We start from the raw sequence: 19,098 nt of genomic DNA on the forward strand, positions 1-19,098 counted from the left end.
GAACACGTGCGCCCACGGGCGGCCCGCGTGATCAGCCGGCCCGCCGGTGCGCCTTGGAACGGGACCGCTTCTCGATGTACATCCGCTGGTCGGCGGAGCGCAGCACCTCTTCCGCGGACATCCCGCAGCTGGCCCAGCCGATCCCGAAACTCGCCCCCACGCGCACCGCGCGGCCGTCCACCCGGATCGGCGGGATGATCGCGTTGCGCAGCCGCACGGCGAGGTCGGCGGCGTCGGCCGCACCCAGCCCGTCGGCGAGGACCACGAATTCGTCACCACCCAGCCGGGCGACGGTGTCACCGTCCCTGACGCCCGTCGTCAGCCGCCGGGCCACCTCGATCAGGACGGCGTCGCCGGTGTGGTGGCCGAACCGGTCGTTGATCGACTTGAAGCCGTCGAGGTCGCAGAAGAGCACCGCGAGCCCCTTCGTGCCGTCGTCGATGTCGGTGGCGGGCGCCACCGCGTGCACGTGGTGGTCGTACGGGCCGTCCGGCCGGCCCGGGAGCGGGCCGGGGAAGTCGAAGGAGTCGCCCGGCTGCGCGGCGGCCGGCCCGGCGGGGTAGCCGCCGCCGTACCCGTGCTGCTGCCCCTCGGGCGGAAAGCCGTGCTCGCCGGCACCACCCGCCCCGGGGCGGCCCTCGTACGCCGCGTCAAGCGCCTCCACCGCGCTGGCCCGTACCGACTGGGGCCGCCGGCACAGGCGCGCCCCGAGCCGGGAGCGCAGCTCGGCGCTGTTGGGCAGGCCGGTGAGGGAGTCGTGGCTGGCCCGGTGCGCGAGCTGGAGCTCGTGCCGCTTGCGCTCCTCGATGTCCTCGACGTGCGTGAGCAGGAAGCGGGGCCCGTCGGCGGCGTCCGCGACCACCGAGTTGCGCAGCGAGACCCAGACGTACGTGCCGTCGCGCCGCCCGAGGCGCAGCTCGGCGCGGCCGCCCTCGGCGGAGGTGCGCAGCAGCGTCCCGATGTCCTCGGGGTGGACGAGGTCGGAGAAGGAGTAGCGGCGCAGCACGGAGGCGGGCCGGCCCAGGAGGCGGCACAGGGCGTCGTTGGTGCGCAGCAGCCGGCCGTGCTGGTCGCCGCCCATCTCGGCGATGGCCATGCCGCTGGGCGCGTACTCGAAGGCCTGCCGGAACGACTCTTCGCTGGCGCGCAGCGCCTGCTGCTCCCGCTCCAGCCGGACCAGGGCGCGCTGCATGTTCGCGCGGAGCCTGGCGTTGCTGATCGCAATGGCGGCCTGGAAGGCGTACATCTGGAGCGCTTCGCGCCCCCACGCGCCGGGGCGGCGCCCGTTGCGCGGTCTGTCCACCGAAATGACACCCAGCAGTTCCCCGCCCGTCGCGTACATGGGGGCGTAGAGCCGGTCCTCGGGGTGCCACTCGTCCTGGAAGCGCGGATCGGGGCCGTCGGTGTGCCACTGGGGGACGTCGTCCTCCAGGAGGACCCAGCCCTCGGTGTGCGGGATGAAGCGCAGGCCGTCCCAGTCCTCGCCCATGGTCAGGCGGCGCTCCCAGGCGGGGCGGGAGCCGACGCGGCCGGTGATGAGGGCTTCGGCGGCGGGGTCGCCGGCGAAGGCCGCGACCACGAGATCCCCGTCAGGGCGTACGAGGTTGACACAGGCGAGTTCGTAGCCGAGGCCCCTGACGATCCCGTCCACGACGGTCTGCAGGGTGTCCGCCAGGCTCCGCGCGGTGTTGAGCTCGGCCACCACCTGGTGCAGCTGCCGCAAGGTCGCAAGACGGACGTACGGCTCCGACTCGGTCTCCATTGCTCGCTCTCCCCGAGACCTCGACAGCAACTCCAGGTATGTCATCGGCGTTTCGTTGCGGTGTCCCGTCCACTGAATCACAGTGAGCTGTGCGGCAGGTACACAGGGTCAACAAATCTTGCCCTCTGTGACTCAAGTCACATGAGATGAACAAGGGCGCGCTGGGGAAGCGGTACGGAGTGGGAACGCTCCCTCTCGTTCCCGGCGGCAAACGATACGGCCTGGGCCCGTGCCGCGGCGCGAAAGTGGCGCCGGACGGGCGGACTTTCGCGCCATGACCTAGGACCCCGGTCCGGGGCGCGGCTGGTACCGGGGGCCGATGTGCGCCGCGCCGGCGCGGGACTAGCGTTCGGTACGTGCCCAAGACGACCCCCTCAGACCCGGCTCCCGCGCCCGCCACCCCCCATCCTGAGGGGGTGAGCAACGACGAGTTCCGTGCCGCCATGTCCCGGCTGGCCGCCGGCGTGTGCCTGATCACCGCGCACGAGCCGCCCCTGACCGCCGGCGGACCCCGCGGCGAGGACGTCGGCATGACGGCCACCGCCTTCATGTCGGTCTCCCTGGACCCGCCGCTGGTCCTGGTGAGCGTGCGCGAGGACTCCCGCATGGACGACCTGCTCGCCGAGCAGCCGCTGTGGGCGGTCTCCGTCCTCGCGGACAGCCAGCTCCAGGTCGCGAGCCGCTTCGCGATGAAGGGCCGGATCAGCGACCGGCTGCTGTTCGAGGGGGTCCCGTACGTACGCGGCGCCCTGTCGGGCGCGCCGCTGCTGTCGGGCGCGCTGGCCACCCTGGAGTGCCGCACCGAGTCACGCGTGACGGCGGGCGACCACACCCTGGTCATCGGCCGCGTCCTCGCCGCCGACCTGCCGGTCCCGGACGCACCGCCGCTGACCTACTTCCGCGGCCGCTACCGGCACCTGACCCCTTAGGCCGTCTCTTCCAGGCCGCGTCGCCGAAGCGGCGCCGGCCGCGCTACCAGTCGCGCCCGCTGCGGTTCCGCTTGGTCTCGCCCCGGGCCTTCTTCTCCCGCAGGCGCCGCTCGTTGATCCCCCGGGGGATCTTCGTCGCCCGGCGCGGCTTCGGCGGCGGGGCCGTGGCCTCCGCCAGCAGGGAGGCCATCCGGACCAGCGCCATCTCCCGGTTGCGGAACTGCGAGCGGTGCTCGGAGGCCCGTACCGTCACCACGCCGTCGACCAGCCGGGACGCGAGCCGCTCCAGCGCCCGCTCCTTCCATACCTCCGGCAGCGCCTCGGTCGCCGCCAGGTCGAACAGCAGCTCCACCCGCGAGTCGGAGGTGTTGACGTGCTGCCCGCCCGGCCCGGAGGAACGCGAGAACCGCCAGGCGAGCTCCGCCTCGGGGAGCACGACGGAACCGCGGATGACATGGGGACCAGGCATGGCCCTATGATCGGCCCCCGCCCGCGCCACGTCACCCCATTTCCGCGTCCCTGGAACCTTCGCCCCCCCTGCCCGCGTTATAACGGCAGCGGTAGCTTGACCACACATCGCGGTCATGTGACGAGGAAGGACACCAGTCAAATGGCAGTAAGCCTGTCCAAGGGCGGCAACGTCTCGCTCTCCAAGGAGGCCCCCGGCCTCAGCGCCGTCACGGTCGGCCTCGGCTGGGACGTCCGTACCACCACCGGTGTCGACTTCGACCTGGACGCCTCCGCCATCGCCGTCAACGCGACGGGCAAGGTCGTCTCCGACGGTCACTTCGTCTTCTTCAACAACAAGTCCACCCCGGACCAGACCATCGTCCACACCGGCGACAACCGCACCGGTGAGGGCTCGGGCGACGACGAGGCCATCAACGTCAACCTCGCCGGCCTCCCCGCCGACGTGGACAAGATCGTCTTCCCGGTCTCCATCTACGACGCCGAGAACCGCAGCCAGAACTTCGGCCAGGTCCGCAACGCCTACATCCGCGTGGTGAACCAGGCCGGCGGCGCCGAGATCGCCCGCTACGACCTCTCCGAGGACGCCGCCACCGAGACCGCCATGGTCTTCGGCGAGCTCTACCGCAACGGCGCCGAGTGGAAGTTCCGCGCGGTCGGCCAGGGTTACGCCTCCGGCCTCGTCGGCATCGCCCAGGACTTCGGCGTCAACGTCTGATCCCCGCCCGCCGGGCCGAAGCCCCCTCCCCGGACCTCCGGGCGGGGGGCCCGGCCGGCGTCCGGTCCGGACGCCCCTACGCCCGGGGGCGGCCCTGTCCGTACAGCCACACGTCCCACACCTTCTTCAGGTCGTGGCCCGTCCGCCGCTGCGCGTACGCGGTGAAGTCCGCGGTGCTCGCGTTGCCGTGCCGGTGGTCGGCGGCCCAGCCGCGCAGCAGGCCGAAGAACTCCTCGTCCCCCACTTCCTGCCGGATCCGGTGCAGGACCATGGCGCCCCGGTAGTACACGGGCGCGTCGGACACCTGCGCGGCGCCGGGCGGCGCGGCGGGCGGAAAGGCGTCCCAGCCGCCCCCGGCCTGCGCGTCGACCGAGGTGTCACCCGCCAGGAAGGCCTCGAAACGGCGCTGCGCGGTGATGCCGCCCCGGTCCTCCGACCACAGCCACTCCGCGTACGTGGCGAAGCCCTCGTTGAGCCACATGTCCTTCCAGGACTTCGGCGAGACGGAGTTCCCGAACCACTGGTGGGCCAGCTCGTGCAGCACCAGTTCCTCGCCGGGCGCGCCGGAGTAGACGGGCTTGGTCTGGGTCTCCAGCGCGTACTCGAGGGTCCCCGCGGGCATCACGATCGAACCGGCCGTGCCGAAGGGGTAGGGGCCGAACCTGGTGCTTCCCCACTCCACCATCTCGGGCAGCCGCTTCAGCGCCGCCTCGCTGCCGGCCGTCTCACCGCCGTCGACGGCGTGGTAGACCTCCACCCCGGAGGGGGTCCGTCCGGTGCTCACCCTGAACTTCCCGACGGCGACGGTCGCCAGGTAGCTCGCCATCGGCTCCGGGCTGTGCCACGCGAACTCGGTCCGTCCGTCCCCCGTCTCCCGCCGGGAGCGCAGCCGCCCGTTGGACACGGCCTCGTACCCGTCCGGCACGGTGACCGTCACGTCGTACGCGGCCTTGTCGCTCGGGTGGTGGTTGCCGGGGAACCAGCCCATCGACCCCACCGGCTCGCCGACGGCGACCGCACCGTCCTCGGTGGTGATCCAGCCCTCCTCGGACCCGTCCGGATCGACGACCGGCTTCGGCCGCCCGGAGTAGTCCACCGTCGTACGGAAGACCTCGCCCTTCTTCAGGTCCTTGGCCGGGCGCACCGTCAGCTCGTTGCCGGTCCGGTTGTACCGGGCGGCGGCGCCCTGCACGTCCACCGCCTCGACCTTGAGGCCGCTGAAGTCGAGGTTGAAGGAGCTGAGGCCCTGACCGGCGCGGGCGGTGATGACGGCCGTGCCGTGCAGCAGCCCGTCGGCGGGGTCGTAGGCGAGGTCCAGCGCGTAGTGGTCGACCTGGTAGCCGCCGTTGCCCGCCCGGGGGAAGAACGGATCGCGCAGCCCGGACGCGCCGGGCCGCCCCTGCACCGTCGCGCCGGTACATCCCGTGGTGAGGACGAGCAGGGCGGTGACGGCGGGGGCGGCCAGGCGCTTGAGTTCCACGCGCCGATCCTAAGCGGGTGATCAGCGGCGGAGCGGACCCTACTGCTGCAGGGACTCCACGCCGGCCTTGGCGAACTTCTCGTCCAGGTCGCCGCTCGGGGCGCCGGCCACGCCGATGCCGGCGACCGGCGCGCCGCCCGCCTGGACGGGGGCGCCGCCGCCGAGGAAGAGGGTGCCCGGGATGTCCTTCAGGTTCGGGGTCTGCGCGAGGCGGCCGACGAGGACGGAGGTCGGGGCGTTCCAGGACACGGCGGTGAACGCCTTGCGCTCCGCCGACTCGTAGGACTGCGGGCCGGCGCCGTCTCCGCGCAGGGTGACGATGGTGTTGCCGTTGCGGTCGACCACCGCGACGGTGACCTTCTGGTTCTCCTTCTCGGCGGCCTCCAGCGCGGCCTGCGCGGCGCGGGTGGCGGCACCGATGGTGAGGTGCGTCGAGGTGGTGAAGTTCTTGTCGGAGTTCTTCTTGGCCGGCGCGGCGGGGGTGGCGCTCGCGCTGACGGCGCCGAAGGTGCCGGCGCCGAGGACGACGGCGAGGGCGGTGCCGGTGAGGACGCGGGTGCGGGTGTTCATTTCAGCTCCTGTTGGGTCGTCGGCTGGCTCTCTCCAAGCCTGGCCCCGGACCCCGCCCCGGGCCGTCCCCGTACCGGCTCGCCCCGCCCAGCGCACCGGTTGACCCGGGCATCATCCGATCGGCCGATGCGGTGGGGCGGGCCGCCCGGTTTCCCTGGTCACACGGCCCTGCGCGGGGCCGGAACGGCAGCGCACCGGTGCCGCCCCCGGCCGGTGGGCGGCGGCACCGACCGCGGCACCCGCCGCGCCCGGGGACCGGGGCGCCGGGCCACCGCCCACCGGGGCACCGCCCGCGCCACCCCGCCGGACCACCGCGCACCGGCACCCGCCACGCCGGGGCAACCGTCCCACCGGGGCAACCGCCTCGCCCGGGTAATCCGCCCGCCGGGGCAACCGTCCCGCCGGGCGACCGCCGGCCGGGGCCGCGGCCCGGCCGGGGCTGCGGCAGCATGGAAACCCCCGTCCACCCCCAGGAGCCACGCCGTGAGCCGGCACCCCGCGACCGCCCCCGACACCCGCACCCTCGCCGCCGTCATGCACGCGGCGTTCTTCCTGCTGCTCGGCGCCTCGGTGGCCCGGTTCCTGCTCCGCCACCCCGGGGAACCCCGCACCCCCTGGGTGATCTCCCTCGGCATCGCCCTCGCCCTGCTCTACGTCCTCGGCCCCGCCGTCGGCGTCACCCAGGCCGCCCCCGCTCCGGCCCCCGGCGCCCCCGCGCCCCCGACCCTGCGCCGCCGGCTCTGGCTCGGCCTGGTCGTGGCCACCTGGGTCGTCCTCGTCGTGCTCGCGCCGAGCTTCGCCTGGTGCGCCGTACCGCTGTTCTTCACGGCCCTGCGCACCCTCCCGCCGCGCGCCGCCGTCGCCCTGGTCGGCGTACTCACCGTCTTCGTCGTGGCGGCCCAGCTGAAGCTCTCCACCGCCTTCGACCCCAACCTCCTGCTGGCCCCGCCCGCCATCGCCGCCCTGGCCACGGCCGTCTTCGTCCACATGGAGCGCCAGGCCCGCGCCCAGCGTGCGCTGATCGACGACCTGATCCGCACCCGCCGGGAACTCGCCGCCACCGAACGCCGCGAAGGCACCCTCGCCGAGCGGCAGCGGCTGTCCATGGAGATCCACGACACCCTGGCCCAGCACCTGTCCAGCCAGCAGATGCTCCTCCAGGCCGCGGACCGCACCTGGGACAGCGACCCGGCCACCGCCCGCGCGCACGTCCGTACCGCCACCGGCATCGCGGCCCGCGGCCTCGCCGAGGCCCGCCGCCTGGTCCACGACCTGGCCCCGCCCGAGCTGGCCGACGGCGCGGGCCTCGCCGACGCCCTGCGCGCCCTGGACGCCGGCCCCGGCGTCGAGGTCCGCTTCCACCTGGAGGGCGTACCCGCCCCCCTCCCGGACCGCACCGAATCGGCCCTCCTGCGCATCGCCCAGGGCGCCCTGGCCAACGTCCGCGAACACGCGCACGCACACACCGCCGCCCTCACCCTCAGCTTCCTCGGCGACCAGGTGGTCCTGGACATCGCGGACGACGGCGCCGGCTTCACCACCGCCACTCCCGCCGGCGCCGGCCCCGAACGCGGCCACGGCCTCCCGGCGATGCGCGCCCGCGTGCGCCAGCTCGGCGGCACCCTGACGATCGAATCCACCCCCGGCGAGGGCACCGTCCTCTCGGCCTCAATCCCCCTGGAGCCCACAGGATGACGACGATCCTCCTCTGCGACGACCACGTGGTGGTCCGCGCCGGACTCCTCGCGCTCCTCGGCAGCGAACCGGACATCGAGGTGCTCGGCGAGGCGGGCAGCGGCGAGGAGGCGGTCGCGCTGGCCGCCAGGCTCCGGCCGGACGTGGTCCTGATGGACCTCCAGCTGGGCGACGGCATCGACGGCGTCGAAGCCACCCGCCGCATCACGGCCCTCCCCTCCCCGCCGCACGTCCTGGTCCTCACGACGTACGACACGGACGCGGACATCACCCGGGCGATCGGCGCGGGCGCGACGGGCTACCTGCTCAAGGCGGAACGGCCCGAGGAGCTGTTCGCCGCCATCCATTCGGCGGCGGCGGGCCGCACCACCCTGTCCGCGCCCGTCGCGAGCCGGGTCATGGCCCACATGCGCGGGACGCGTCCCACCCTCACCGACCGCGAACTCGACATCCTGGGCCAGCTGGCCCGGGGGCTGGGCAACCGCGACATCGCCCGGGCCCTGTTCATCAGCGAGGCCACGGTCAAGACCCACCTGGGCCGCATCTACGACAAGCTCGGCGTCGACACCCGCGCCGGCGCGGTGGCGGTCGCCAAGGAACAACGCCTGCTGCCCTCGTGACCCCGCTCACGGCCGGTGGCGCTCACGACCCGGCGCCGGGGCCCGCCCGGGGCTCCGCCCGGCGTCCCGCCCGGCCAGTCTCCGCCGCCACTGCTCCACGGCCTGCCCGAGGGCCTCGTTCACGAGCGAGAGCAGCTCGACCGAGGCCTCGAAGCGCGCCCCGGCGGGAGTCCCCGCCCCGAGCACCTCGGCTCCGCGCCGCGACTCCGCCACCAGGACCTCGTTCATCCGCGCGGCCGCCAGCAGCGACCGGAGCCAGAGCTCGTCGTCGACGGCGTAGCGCTCGCGGCGCTCGCCGGGATGCCGCTCCCGCCTGAGCATCCCCTGCTGCTCGAGCCAGGCGACGGCGTGCGAGACGGACGCCGGGCTGACGTTGAGCCGCTGGACCAGCTCGGCGGCGGTGAGGGCGCCCGAGTCGGTGGTGTAGAGGCAGGCGAGCACCCTGGAGACCATCGGCGGCATCCCCTGCCGGGCCAGGAGCCCGGTGAAGGACTCGGTGAACTCCCGCACCGCCCGCGGGTCACGCCCGTGGCCGGTGTCGGGGATGTGCGGCGCCGGAGGCCGCGCCTGCTGCCCGCCCCGGCGCGCGCGGTTGCGCGTGGCGTCCTGCGCCCGCTCGGCCGCGTACTCCCGGGGCCCGCCGTTGCGGGTGACCTCCCGCATGACGGTCGAGGCGGGCCGCCCCAGGCGGCGGCCGATCTCCGCGTACCCGAGTCCCTCGGCCAGCCACGTGGCGATGTGCCGGCGGTCCTCGCCGGTCAGCCGTCCTCCGGGCATCGGCGCTCGTCTCCCCTCGTCGACACGCGCAGTATGCATCCGCACCAAGCCCATTGCAATCCTCCAGCCGCAGCGGCCCTTGCGTTCACCTCCACTCTCATTGCAACGCACGCCCTAACTCCCCACAGACAAGGCGCTCTACCTTCCCTCACTTCATTGACGCTTCTCTAAACGCAATGTAGCTTCGAGAGCGTTCAGCAGTTGCCAAACACTTACGGGGAGATCGGCGATGGGACAGAACAGCGGCTTTTCCGAAGCGGGCCTGCGCAGACTGCGCGACGTACTGGCACGCCACGTCGACTCGGGGAGCGTCCCCGGCGTCGTCGCCCTCCTCAGCCGGGGCGACGAGGCGCACGTCGAAGCCATCGGTACGACGCACCACGACGGCGGCGCCCCGATGCGCCGCGACACGATCTTCCGGATGGCCTCCACGTCCAAGCCGGTCACGATGGCCCCGGTGATGGCGCTCCTCGACGAGTGCCGCCTGCGCCTGGACGACCTCGTGCAGGAATGGCTGCCCGAGCTCGCCGACCGCCAGGTGCTCCGGCGGACCGACGGCCCGCTGGACGAGACCGTGCCGGCGAAGCGGCCGATCACCGTGCGGGACCTGGTGACCTCCACCTTCGGCCTCGGGGTCGACCTCTCGACGATCGGCTCCCCGGTCCAGGTCGCGCTCCAGGAGAAGGCCGTCTTCAGCCAGGGAGTGGTCCCCGCGCCCGAGCAGGACGAGTGGATGCGCCGCCTCGGCGAGCTCCCGCTGATGTACCAGCCCGGTGAGCACTGGGGCTACCACCTCAGCCACGACGTGCTCGGCGTGCTCGTCTCCAGGGTCACCGGCAAGCCCTTCGAGACGGTCCTGCGCGAGCGCGTCCTCGACCCGCTGGGAATGGAGGACACCGGCTTCCACGTCCCCGCCGGCAAGATCGACCGGCTGCCTCCCTGCTACGCCCCCGACCCGCGGACCGGCGAGTTCATGGTGTGGGACGAGGCAGCGGGCGGCCGCTACAGCCGGGCCCCGCTCTTCCAGTCCGGCGGCGGCGGCCTGGTCTCCACCGTCGACGACTACCACGCGTACTTCCGCATGCTCCTGAACCGCGGGACGCACGGGGACGCACGGATCCTGTCCCGGCCCGCCGTCGAGCTGATGACCACCAGCCACCTCACGCCCGAGCAGGAGAGCGCCCGCTCCGCCCTCGCCCGGGGCGCCGTCCACGTGTCCTTCGGCCAGGGCCAGCAGGGCGGCTGGGGCCTCGGCATGGCGGTGCGCACCTACCGCGGCGACTACGCGCCCGTCGGCCAGTTCGGCTGGGACGGCGGAACCGGCACCTCGGCCTACGCCGACCCGGTGAACGGCCTCACCGGCATCCTGCTCCTGCAGGTCGGCCTGTCCACCCCGGCCCCGGCGCGCGTCATCCACGACTTCTGGACCACGGCCTACCAGGCCCTGGAGGACTGACCCCCGCCGACGGCGCGGGGGCGGCGCCCTCAGGGGCCCCGGGGCCGCCCGCTCCGGCCCCGCGCCGCCCCCCGCGCCGTCGGAGGAGCACCCGTGACACCATCGGGAGCGTGCTCGACATCGGCTACTCCCTCTCCCGGCGCTTCCCCGACCCCCCGCAGACCGACTACCGCTCGGCGGACGTCCACACCCTGCGCCACGACCTGTTCTGCGGGGACGTCTACCTCGCCGACACCGAAAAGGACACGGAAGTGTCCACAGCCTGGGGATGGGTACCCGTACTCGACTTCGCCTGGGCGCTGTGCGACATCGTCGAGCAGCTCGACGAGGACCCGCGCGGCAGCCGCTCCGCCGACCGCCGGTTCGCGGAGCTCGACTTCACCGAGTCCGCCGACCGCATGCTCTTCGAACGCCGCTTCGGCTGGGTCGACATCGAAGCCGACTGGATGGCCCCGGAGGAAGAGCCCCTCACCTTCAGCCACCGCCTGCTGCGCCGCGAGGCCCGCGACTTCCTCCACGACCTGATCGCCGACCTCGTCGACATGCACGAGGGCCTCGCCGACAACCCGGTCATCTGGACCCTCCAGTCCCGCTTCCCGCGCGTACCCGCCTGAGCGGTCCCGCCCGGGCGGTTCCCTCCCCCGCCCGGGGGAGCCGGATCCCTCCCGTGCCCGATGTCCGGCCGCCGCGCGGCCGGAAGGCTGGCCACATGAGCCACGCCACCACCGAACGCCCCGTCCCGCGCTGGGCCCGCACGACCGCCCGCCTCCTGCCGCTGCTGGCCCTGCCGGTGTGCCTGTGGCGGCTGCCCATCGGCTTCGGCTTCCAGATGGGCATGGACGTGCCACCCGCCGGGCAGCCGCTCCTGATCACCGTCCCCTACGTCCTCGCCCTCAGCCTGCTCTCCGAGGCCTTCGCCCTGCTCTGCGCCGGCCTCGTACGCCCCTGGGGCGAAACCGTCCCCGCCCGGGTCCCCGTACTCGGCGGCCGCCGCATCCCCCGTTACGCGGTCACCGTGCCCGCCGCCCTCGCCGGACTCGGCTTCACCTGGCTCCTCGTCGACTGGGTGCTCTGCGCCTTCCACCTCGCCGGGTTCTCCGACGTCGGCTACACCAACGGCTGGTGGCGGGCCCTCGCCCTCGCCGTCAGCGGCCCGTTCGCCCTCTGGGGCCCCCTGATCCTCGCCCTCGCCCTCGGCTACCACCGGCGCCGCCGCCCCCTGGCGGCCCGCTGAGGGGTCTCCGGACGGCGACCCGGCCGGGGCCCGGGTGTCCGGTACTCTCTCGGTGGCTCCAGGGCGTCGGCAGGCTGTGAACTGCCTGATAAGGGACGGTTTTTCATGAGCGGTAGCGGTGCACCTTCAGCCGAACTCTTCCAGCCGCTCAGGCCGGAGGACCCGGCCACGGTGGGCGGTTACCGGCTCGTTGCCGTGCTGGGCGCGGGCGGCATGGGCAAGGTGTACCTCTCCTACACCCTCGGCGGACGGCCCGTCGCCCTCAAGGTGATCCGGCCCGAGTTCAGCGAGGACCCGGAGTTCCGGCGGCGCTTCCAGCAGGAAGTACGGGCCGCCCAGCGGGTGCAGGGCCTGTACACCGCGCCCGTCATCGACTTCGACACCGAGGGCGTACAGCCCTGGCTCGCCACCTCCTACGTACCGGGCCCCTCCCTCGCGCACGCCGTGACCCGGCACGGCCGGCTGCCGCTGCGCAGCGTCCTGCTGCTGGCCATCGGGGTCGCCGAGGCCCTGCACGTCATCCACGGCGCGGGCATCGTCCACCGCGACCTGAAGCCGGCGAACGTGCTCCTCGCCTCCGACGGCCCACGCGTGATCGACTTCGGCATCGCCCGCGCGGCCGACGCCACCTCCCTGACCAGCAGCGGCGTCAGCGTCGGCACGCCCGCGTTCATGGCGCCCGAGCAGGCCTCCGCCGGAGCCGTCACCGCCGCCACCGACATCTTCGCCCTCGGCCAGATCATCGCCTTCGCGGCGATGGGCGCACCGGTCTACGGCGACGGGAACTCGCACGCCGTCCTCTACCGGATCGTGCACGAGGACCCCGACCTCAGCGCCCTGCCCGCGGAACTGCGGCCCCTGGTGACCCGCTGCCTGAGCCGCGACCCCGCCGGCCGGCCCACCCTCCCCGAGGTCATCGAGATGTGCCACGGCCTCTCGCCCGACCCGCTGCGCCAGGGCGAGGACTGGCTCCCCAAGGCCGTCGCCGGTTCCATCACCGAACGCCTCCAGCTGCCCGAACCGGCCAAGACCCCGCCGCCGCAGCCCGCCTCCGCGCCCACCCCGACCGAGCTCTCCGCGCCGCCCCGGCCGCCCGCGGCCCCGGCCGTACCGCCGGGCGTGGCGTACGCGCCGACGCAGGCCGCGCCGGCCGCCCCGGCGACGGCACCGGGCGCCGTACCGCCCGGCTACCCGACCCCTCCCCCCGGTTACCACACCCCGCCCCCCGGCTACCCGACCCCGGCGCCCGGGTACCAGACGCCGCCGCCCGGGTACCCCGCACCGCAGCCCGGATTCGCCCCCGGCTACCCCACGCCGCCGCCGCTCCACCAGACGGGCTTCCCGCAGACCGGCTTCCCGCCGGCCGCCCCGCAGAACTCCCGGCGCAAGGGCCTGATCATCGCCGGAACGATCGTGGGCGCGGTCATCGGCCTCGCGGTCATCGGCTCCCTGCTGCCGGACGGCTCCTCCAAGGGCAGCAGGGGCGGCAGCAGCGCCGCGACCGGCGGCAGCCGCGGCGCCACCCCGAGCCCCGGGGCCTCCCAGAACAAGAACCAGAAGCGCCCCGACCCCGCCCCGGCCTCGTACCAGGGCATCAACATGACGGCCAACTACCAGATCATGCTCGCCGACAACCCGCCGCGCCCCACCTCGGGCGGCAGTTCCGGTGTCTCGTACAGCCACGGAGACCTCTACTACTACTTCGACACCCTGTTCGGCGAGAAGAGGCTCGGCACCGACAACGGCAAACTGGTCGTCCTGAACAACGCGCAGAAGGGCTCCCTGGAGACCTGCCGCACCGAGACCCGCTACACCGAGAAGGTCAGCCTCGACCAGCTCACCGACGGGTCGGAGATCTGCGTGCTCAGCGATGCCGGGCACATCGCCGTGGCGACGTACCGCGGCAAATCGGATGCGAAAGACGCGAGCAACTACGTCACGCTCGACCTCACCGTCTGGCGCAACGCCGAGGAACCGAAGAAGCGCTGACGCCCCCGCCCGGCCCGTACGCACCGACTCGTACGGGCCGCGCCCCGCCCCGGCTACCCCAGCACCCGCACCCCCAGCTGCGCCGCCATCGCCGGAGCCAGCTCGAACAGCTGCCCAGGGCTGATCACCGCCCCCGCCAGCGCCTCGACCCCCCGCGCGATCCCCAGCTCCGACGCACCCCGCAGATCCACCTCCGACAGCCGCGCCCCCGAGAAGTCGGCCCCCCGCACCACACAGTCCCGGAACTCCACCCGCTCCAGCACCGCACGCCCGAAGTCCGGCTCCACCAGCACGCATCCCTCGAAGACCACGTCCCTGAGCCGTGCCGTCCGCAGGTTCACGTAGTCGATCTTCCCGCCCCGTACGAGGACCCGCTCCAGCACCGCCCCGTGCAACTGCGCCCCGCCCAGCCGGGCCTCCACCAGCTCCACGTCCCGCAGCGAAGCCCCCGACAGGTCCGTGCCCACCCCCCGGACCTGCTCCAGCACCGAATCCAGCACCCGCGCCTTCGCCAGACCGGCCTCGTCCAGCGCACACCGCCGCAGCGCGCAGTCCATGAACCGCGCCCCGGCCCCGTCCTGCCCCGCCAGGTCCAGGTCCGCGAACTCCAGCCCGTCGTAATCCCCGTCCGGCTCCAGCGCACCCCCCTCCCACACCGCCAGCTCCGGCAACCGCACCTCCGGCAGCCGCGCCGCCTTCACCGTCGCCCGGCCCGCCCGCGTTCCCTGCCCGTTCCGCGCCATGCGCCCATCGTGACCCACCGCACCGACAGCGCCCCGACCCGCCGCCCCGAAACCCGCGCCGCCCCCGGACCGCCCTACACCCCCCGCGCCGCCCCCGCACCGGCCACCACGTCCGCCGTTCCCCCCGAAACACGACACCCGGCCCCCTGGACACCCCTCCGGCACCCCCGGTACCAACTCCCCCATGACGATCAACGGCGGCATCTCCTTCTGGTACGCGACCGGCACCACCGCCCACCAGCCACCCCGCGCCCCCCTCACCGGCGACGCCACGGCGGACGTCGTCATCGTCGGCGGCGGCTACACCGGCCTGTGGACGGCCTACTACCTCAAGCGCGCCGCCCCGGACCTCCGGGTCACCGTCCTGGAGCAGAAGTTCTGCGGCTACGGCGCCTCCGGCCGCAACGGCGGCTGGCTCTACAACGGCATCGCCGGCCGCGACCGCTACGCCGCCCTCCACGGCCACGACGCCGCCCGCCGCCTCCAGCAGGCCATGAACGACACCGTCGCCGAAGTCATCGGCGTCGCCGCCGAGGAGGACATCGACGCCGACATCCACCGCGGCGGAGTCCTCGAAGTCGCCCGCACCCCCGCCCAGCTCAGCCGGCTCAAGGCGTTCCACACCGCCGAGCTCTCCTTCGGCGAAACCGACCGCGAGCTGTACGACGCCCCCGCCACCCGCGCCCGTATCGACGTCGCCGACGCCGTCGGCTCCAGCTGGACCCCCCACGGCGCCCGCATCCACCCGATCAAACTCGTCCGGGGACTCGCCGCGGCCTGCGAACGCCTCGGCGTCACCCTCCACGAATCCACCCCCGTCACCGAGATCGCCCCCCGCCGCGCCGTCACCCCGTACGGCACCGTCCGCGCCCCGTACGTCCTGCGCTGCACCGAGGGCTTCACCGCCGCCCTCAAGGGCCACAGGCGCACCTGGCTCCCCATGAACTCCTCGATGATCGTCACGGCGCCCCTGCCGCCCTCGGTCTGGGAGCGGCTCAACTGGCAGGACGCCCCGCTCCTCGGCGACATGGCCCACGCCTACATGTACGCGCAGCGCACCGCCGACGACCGCATCGCGATCGGCGGCCGGGGTGTCCCGTACCGCTTCGGCTCCCGCACCGACCACGACGGCCGCACCCAGCCCACCACCATCGCCTCGCTGCGCGGCCTCCTGTTCTCCTTCTTCCCGGTCCTCGCCGGCACCGAGATCACCCACGCCTGGTCGGGCGTCCTCGGCGTCCCCCGCGACTGGTGCGCCACCGTCACCCTGGACGCGGCCACGGGCCTGGGCTGGGCCGGCGGCTACGTCGGCTCCGGCGTGGCCACCTCCAACCTCGCCGGCCGCACCCTGCGCGACCTGGTCCTCGGCGACCGCACCGGGCTGACGGGGCTGCCCTGGGTGCACCACCGCGTCCGCCGCTGGGAGCCGGAGCCCCTCCGCTGGCTCGGGGTCCACGCCCTCTACGCCGCCTACCGCGGGGCGGACCGCCGCGAAACCGCCACCCAGCGCCCGGCGACGTCCCCCCTGGCCCGCCTCGCCGACCGCGTCTCGGGCCGCGCCTGACGGCACGCAAAAAGGCTCCGGGTGATCACCCGGAGCCTTCCGCTTCTGTACGAATCCCCTTGGTCGGTACCCCTCTGACCTGGGGCGGAGCCGCCTGTCGGAATCGAACCGACGACCTCAAGATTACAAGTCAAGCGCTCTAGCCAACTGAGCTAAGGCGGCACAACACCACCCGCGGGACCGCTGCGCGTGGAGCCGCCATCACTCTACACAGCGCCCGATTCCCCGGGCCATCGCATTGATGCCGCACGCGGGCCCCCTCCGCGCTGAGCGGCCGGGCCCCCGCCGGACCATCCGGACCGTCAGAAGTGCTGACAGGAGCCGTGCCCGCCGGGTAGCGTCATCCGGAGTCCAGCTGACTGGACTAGACCTTCCACTCGGATCGTCCGGCACGTTCCTGCCGGTAGAAGGGATTCACCACCATGGCTTCTGTCACCTTCGACAAGGCGACCCGCCTCTACCCGGGCGGCGACAAGCCCGCCGTCGACCAGCTGGAGCTGGAGATCGAGGACGGCGAGTTCCTCGTCCTCGTCGGCCCCTCCGGCTGCGGCAAGTCGACCTCCCTGCGCATGCTCGCGGGTCTGGAGGACGTCAACGGCGGCGCCATCCGCATCGGCGACCGCGACGTCACGCACCTGCCGCCCAAGGACCGGGACATCGCGATGGTGTTCCAGAACTACGCGCTGTACCCGCACATGAGCGTCGCCGACAACATGGGCTTCGCGCTCAAGATCGCCGGCGAGGACAAGGCCACCATCCGCCGCAAGGTGGAGGAGGCGGCGAAGATGCTGGACCTCACCCAGTACCTCGACCGCAAGCCGAAGGCCCTCTCCGGCGGCCAGCGCCAGCGCGTGGCCATGGGCCGCGCCATCGTGCGCAAGCCGCAGGTCTTCCTCATGGACGAGCCTCTGTCGAACCTCGACGCGAAGCTGCGCGTGTCCACCCGTACGCAGATCGCGGCGCTCCAGCGCGACCTCGGCATCACCACCGTGTACGTCACCCACGACCAGGTCGAGGCCATGACGATGGGCGACCGCGTCGCCGTCCTCAAGGACGGTCTGCTCCAGCAGGTCGACACCCCGCGCAACATGTACGACCGGCCGGCGAACCTGTTCGTCGCCGGGTTCATCGGCTCGCCCGCGATGAACCTGGTCGAGGTGCCGATCACCGACGGCGGCGTGAAGTTCGGCGAGAGCGTGGTCCCGGTGTCGCGCGAGGCGCTCTCCGCCGCCGCCGACGCGGGCGACCGCACCGTCACGGTCGGCGTGCGCCCCGAGCACTTCGACATCGGCGACACCGGCGGCCTGACGATCACCGTGAACGTGGTCGAGGAACTGGGCGCCGACGGCTACGTCTACGGCAGCCACGACGGCCAGGACCTCGTGGTCCGCGTGAACGGCCGCCACGTGCCCGAGAAGGGCTCGACGCTGCACGTGGTGCCGCGCGCCGACGAGATCCACGTCTTCTCGACCTCTTCCGGCGCACGCCTGTCGAAGTAGGGCGTAACCGGCCGAGTTGCGGGGGCGTTCCACCAAGGGGCGCCCCCGCCACGGCAGTTGCGGGCGGCGCGCTCCACGAACCCCGGCAGACCGGGCCATTCGGCCGCACCCGTCAACCCATAAATCGAAAAACCGCCTCGAACCATCCCCCGACCGGGTGACTAAATGTCGCCAAATCTTCACCGAGCGCTACTCTCGCCCTCGTGACCCACACTGCCCGCCGTATCGGCCGTTCCCTCGCCCTGGTCCTGCCCGTCGTCCTGGTCCTGTCCGGGACCCTCGCGGTCACCATGGTCCCCTGGGCGGATCACTCCTCCCAGATCCTGACCGCCTCCGCCGAGGACGTCTCCCTCCCGAAGAAGCCGGCCGCGCCGCACGAGCTGCTGCGCGACAAGCTCCTCGGTGAGCTCCAGCAGGGCGAGCAGCCGGGTGTCGTCCTCACGCACCTCCAGCAGGAGGTGAACGGCCGTCCGTCGCTGGCGGAGCACTGCGTGAGCATCGCGCGGGCCCTGGGGCGGGCCGCCGTGGAGGCCTACGGGCCGACGAAGGCCCAGTCCTACGCGCGCCCCGTCTGCGACACCTCGTACGCGTCGGGCGTCGCCTCGATGGGCTGACCGCCCGCCGCGCCTGCCCGGGCCGGCCGGGGGGCCGACCCTACGCTGGCGGCCATGACCGACACGGCCCCGGCGCCACTCCCATCCACCGATGACGCAGCCGCGTTCCCGGCTCGTCCCACCCAGGCGGTCGTCCTGGCGGGCGGGCAGGGTTCGCGGCTGCGGCCGTACACGGACGACCGGCCGAAGCCGATGGTGGAGATCCCGGGCACCGGACTGCCGATCATCGGACACCAGTTGGCCTGGCTGGCGGCGGAGGGGGTGACCGACGCGGTGGTGTCGTGCGGGCACCTGGCGGAGGTGCTCCAGGAGTGGCTGGCGCGGGCTCCGCTGCCGTTGCGGGTGACGACGGTGGTCGAGGAGGAGCCGCTGGGCCGCGGGGGCGGTCTGAAGTACGCGGCGAAGCGACTGCCGCGCCCGGACCGGGCCTGGTACGCGACCAACGGCGACGTGTGGACGCGTTTCCCGCTGCGGGAGATGGCGGCCTTCCACGAGGAGCGGGAGGCCGTGGCGACGCTGGCCCTGGCGCGGCCGCGGATGCCGTGGGGGGTGGTGGACACGAACGAGTTCGGGCAGGTGCTGGACTTCATCGAGGCCCCGCCGTCGCCCTATCCGGTCAACGCCGGGGTGTACGTGTTCGCTCCCGAATTCGCCGCCCTGCTCCCCGACTTGGGGGACCACGAGCGGACGACGTTCCCCCGGCTGGCGCGGGAGCGGCGGCTGGCGGGCTTCACGCTGCCGCAGGGGGCCTACTGGCGGGCGATCGACACGGCGAAGGACTTGACCGAGGCGGCAAGGGAGTTGGCGGCGCAGGGCGCCGTCTGAGCCGTTTCCGTACTGCTACGTCTCCCCGTGCCCCGGCACGCGGAAGGGCCCGGGGGGGCGTCCGGGCGGCGGGGCCCTCCGGGGGGGGGGGGGTGGGGTAGGAAAGGAGGGCGTCGAAGAGGGCGGGGGTTTTGGGGGGGGGGGGGGGGACGATG

At 73.4% G+C, this 19,098-nt stretch carries 18 protein-coding genes and 1 tRNA gene; 12 read left to right on the forward strand and 7 right to left on the reverse strand.

Translation table 11 applies throughout. The features are described from left to right. Positions 1-31: 31 nt before the first annotated feature. The gene (gene cdgB / locus ACZ4WZ_RS21610) at positions 32-1,762 is read right to left on the reverse strand and encodes a diguanylate cyclase CdgB (protein ID WP_467892594.1); all 1,731 of its coding nucleotides are present in this window, start codon (positions 1,760-1,762) and stop codon (positions 32-34) included. Positions 1,763-2,118: 356 nt separating this feature from the next. On the opposite strand from cdgB, the gene ACZ4WZ_RS21615 reads away from it, so the two are divergent. After that, a complete protein-coding gene (locus ACZ4WZ_RS21615) occupies positions 2,119-2,691 on the forward strand; it encodes a flavin reductase family protein (RefSeq protein WP_467892596.1) in 573 nt (190 codons plus the stop codon). A 43-nt stretch (positions 2,692-2,734) separates the two neighbouring features. On the opposite strand, the gene arfB is transcribed toward ACZ4WZ_RS21615, so the two are convergent. After that, positions 2,735-3,160 (reverse strand): alternative ribosome rescue aminoacyl-tRNA hydrolase ArfB, encoded by a 426-nt coding sequence (gene arfB, locus ACZ4WZ_RS21620; protein ID WP_467892598.1) that lies wholly within the window; start codon positions 3,158-3,160, stop codon positions 2,735-2,737. A 141-nt stretch (positions 3,161-3,301) separates the two neighbouring features. Between arfB and ACZ4WZ_RS21625 the strand changes: the two genes are divergently transcribed. Next, the gene (locus ACZ4WZ_RS21625) at positions 3,302-3,877 is read left to right on the forward strand and encodes a TerD family protein (RefSeq protein ID WP_388942398.1); all 576 of its coding nucleotides are present in this window, start codon (positions 3,302-3,304) and stop codon (positions 3,875-3,877) included. A 76-nt stretch (positions 3,878-3,953) separates the two neighbouring features. Here the strand turns inward: ACZ4WZ_RS21625 and ACZ4WZ_RS21630 are convergent, their stop codons facing one another. Next, positions 3,954-5,357, reverse strand: a complete 1,404-nt coding sequence (locus ACZ4WZ_RS21630; RefSeq protein ID WP_467892600.1) for a M1 family metallopeptidase — start codon at positions 5,355-5,357, stop codon at positions 3,954-3,956. A gap of 39 nt (positions 5,358-5,396) precedes the next feature. Next, entirely contained in the window at positions 5,397-5,927 is a 531-nt protein-coding gene (locus ACZ4WZ_RS21635; RefSeq protein ID WP_467892602.1) for a GlcG/HbpS family heme-binding protein, read from the reverse strand. Positions 5,928-6,461: 534 nt separating this feature from the next. On the opposite strand from ACZ4WZ_RS21635, the gene ACZ4WZ_RS21640 reads away from it, so the two are divergent. Next, positions 6,462-7,622, forward strand: a complete 1,161-nt coding sequence (locus ACZ4WZ_RS21640) for a sensor histidine kinase (protein WP_467892634.1) — start codon at positions 6,462-6,464, stop codon at positions 7,620-7,622. Then, the gene (locus tag ACZ4WZ_RS21645; RefSeq protein WP_388942406.1) at positions 7,619-8,242 is read left to right on the forward strand and encodes a response regulator; all 624 of its coding nucleotides are present in this window, start codon (positions 7,619-7,621) and stop codon (positions 8,240-8,242) included. Before ACZ4WZ_RS21640 ends, ACZ4WZ_RS21645 begins: the two co-directional genes overlap by 4 nt. A gap of 6 nt (positions 8,243-8,248) precedes the next feature. Here ACZ4WZ_RS21645 and ACZ4WZ_RS21650 read toward each other — a convergent pair whose 3' ends face one another. Continuing rightward, positions 8,249-9,019: a GbsR/MarR family transcriptional regulator gene (locus ACZ4WZ_RS21650; RefSeq protein ID WP_467892604.1), complete on the reverse strand. Its 771-nt coding sequence runs from the start codon at positions 9,017-9,019 to the stop codon at positions 8,249-8,251. 229 nt (positions 9,020-9,248) lie between these two features. Between ACZ4WZ_RS21650 and ACZ4WZ_RS21655 the strand changes: the two genes are divergently transcribed. From ACZ4WZ_RS21655 to ACZ4WZ_RS21670, 4 genes are all read left to right on the forward strand, one after another. Then, positions 9,249-10,475 (forward strand): serine hydrolase domain-containing protein, encoded by a 1,227-nt coding sequence (locus ACZ4WZ_RS21655; protein WP_467892605.1) that lies wholly within the window; start codon positions 9,249-9,251, stop codon positions 10,473-10,475. A 110-nt stretch (positions 10,476-10,585) separates the two neighbouring features. Further along, positions 10,586-11,089 carry a hypothetical protein gene (locus tag ACZ4WZ_RS21660; RefSeq protein WP_388942412.1) on the forward strand — a complete coding sequence of 168 codons (504 nt, stop codon included), beginning with the start codon at positions 10,586-10,588 and terminating at the stop codon, positions 11,087-11,089. 95 nt (positions 11,090-11,184) lie between these two features. Then, on the forward strand, positions 11,185-11,709 hold the full coding sequence (locus tag ACZ4WZ_RS21665; RefSeq protein ID WP_467892607.1) for a hypothetical protein: 525 nt from the start codon (positions 11,185-11,187) through the stop codon (positions 11,707-11,709). A gap of 105 nt (positions 11,710-11,814) precedes the next feature. Beyond that, positions 11,815-13,698, forward strand: coding sequence for a serine/threonine-protein kinase (locus ACZ4WZ_RS21670; protein WP_467892609.1), 1,884 nt, complete (start codon positions 11,815-11,817; stop codon positions 13,696-13,698). Positions 13,699-13,751: 53 nt separating this feature from the next. Here ACZ4WZ_RS21670 and ACZ4WZ_RS21675 read toward each other — a convergent pair whose 3' ends face one another. Then, positions 13,752-14,441 carry a pentapeptide repeat-containing protein gene (locus ACZ4WZ_RS21675; protein WP_467892610.1) on the reverse strand — a complete coding sequence of 230 codons (690 nt, stop codon included), beginning with the start codon at positions 14,439-14,441 and terminating at the stop codon, positions 13,752-13,754. Between the two features lie 184 nt (positions 14,442-14,625). On the opposite strand from ACZ4WZ_RS21675, the gene ACZ4WZ_RS21680 reads away from it, so the two are divergent. Further along, positions 14,626-16,005, forward strand: a complete 1,380-nt coding sequence (locus ACZ4WZ_RS21680) for an NAD(P)/FAD-dependent oxidoreductase (protein ID WP_467892612.1) — start codon at positions 14,626-14,628, stop codon at positions 16,003-16,005. Between the two features lie 88 nt (positions 16,006-16,093). Here ACZ4WZ_RS21680 and ACZ4WZ_RS21685 read toward each other — a convergent pair. After that, a tRNA-Thr gene (locus tag ACZ4WZ_RS21685) sits at positions 16,094-16,167 on the reverse strand. Positions 16,168-16,427: 260 nt separating this feature from the next. Here ACZ4WZ_RS21685 and ACZ4WZ_RS21690 point away from each other — a divergent pair. The 3 genes from ACZ4WZ_RS21690 to ACZ4WZ_RS21700 all read left to right on the forward strand — a co-directional run bounded on the left by ACZ4WZ_RS21690 (position 16,428) and on the right by ACZ4WZ_RS21700 (position 18,943). Continuing rightward, positions 16,428-17,504, forward strand: a complete 1,077-nt coding sequence (locus ACZ4WZ_RS21690) for an ABC transporter ATP-binding protein (protein WP_467892614.1) — start codon at positions 16,428-16,430, stop codon at positions 17,502-17,504. 203 nt (positions 17,505-17,707) lie between these two features. Beyond that, on the forward strand, positions 17,708-18,118 hold the full coding sequence (locus ACZ4WZ_RS21695; RefSeq protein ID WP_388942430.1) for a hypothetical protein: 411 nt from the start codon (positions 17,708-17,710) through the stop codon (positions 18,116-18,118). 54 nt (positions 18,119-18,172) lie between these two features. Then, positions 18,173-18,943 carry a nucleotidyltransferase family protein gene (locus ACZ4WZ_RS21700; RefSeq protein ID WP_467892616.1) on the forward strand — a complete coding sequence of 257 codons (771 nt, stop codon included), beginning with the start codon at positions 18,173-18,175 and terminating at the stop codon, positions 18,941-18,943. Positions 18,944-19,098: the final 155 nt, after the last annotated feature.

Source organism: Streptomyces sp. NPDC029122, assembly GCF_055569445.1.

Coding starts and splice junctions, on each gene's coding strand:
- ACZ4WZ_RS21645 (WP_388942406.1), top strand. CDS start 7,619: ATGACGACGATCCTCCTCTGCGACGACCACGTGGTGGTCCGCGCCGGA.
- ACZ4WZ_RS21635 (WP_467892602.1), bottom strand. CDS start 5,927: ATGAACACCCGCACCCGCGTCCTCACCGGCACCGCCCTCGCCGTCGTC.
- ACZ4WZ_RS21700 (WP_467892616.1), top strand. CDS start 18,173: ATGACCGACACGGCCCCGGCGCCACTCCCATCCACCGATGACGCAGCC.
- ACZ4WZ_RS21655 (WP_467892605.1), top strand. CDS start 9,249: ATGGGACAGAACAGCGGCTTTTCCGAAGCGGGCCTGCGCAGACTGCGC.
- ACZ4WZ_RS21690 (WP_467892614.1), top strand. CDS start 16,428: ATGGCTTCTGTCACCTTCGACAAGGCGACCCGCCTCTACCCGGGCGGC.
- cdgB (WP_467892594.1), bottom strand. CDS start 1,762: ATGGAGACCGAGTCGGAGCCGTACGTCCGTCTTGCGACCTTGCGGCAG.
- ACZ4WZ_RS21665 (WP_467892607.1), top strand. CDS start 11,185: ATGAGCCACGCCACCACCGAACGCCCCGTCCCGCGCTGGGCCCGCACG.
- ACZ4WZ_RS21675 (WP_467892610.1), bottom strand. CDS start 14,441: ATGGCGCGGAACGGGCAGGGAACGCGGGCGGGCCGGGCGACGGTGAAG.
- ACZ4WZ_RS21680 (WP_467892612.1), top strand. CDS start 14,626: ATGACGATCAACGGCGGCATCTCCTTCTGGTACGCGACCGGCACCACC.
- arfB (WP_467892598.1), bottom strand. CDS start 3,160: ATGCCTGGTCCCCATGTCATCCGCGGTTCCGTCGTGCTCCCCGAGGCG.
- ACZ4WZ_RS21640 (WP_467892634.1), top strand. CDS start 6,462: ATGCACGCGGCGTTCTTCCTGCTGCTCGGCGCCTCGGTGGCCCGGTTC.
- ACZ4WZ_RS21625 (WP_388942398.1), top strand. CDS start 3,302: ATGGCAGTAAGCCTGTCCAAGGGCGGCAACGTCTCGCTCTCCAAGGAG.
- ACZ4WZ_RS21650 (WP_467892604.1), bottom strand. CDS start 9,019: ATGCCCGGAGGACGGCTGACCGGCGAGGACCGCCGGCACATCGCCACG.
- ACZ4WZ_RS21670 (WP_467892609.1), top strand. CDS start 11,815: ATGAGCGGTAGCGGTGCACCTTCAGCCGAACTCTTCCAGCCGCTCAGG.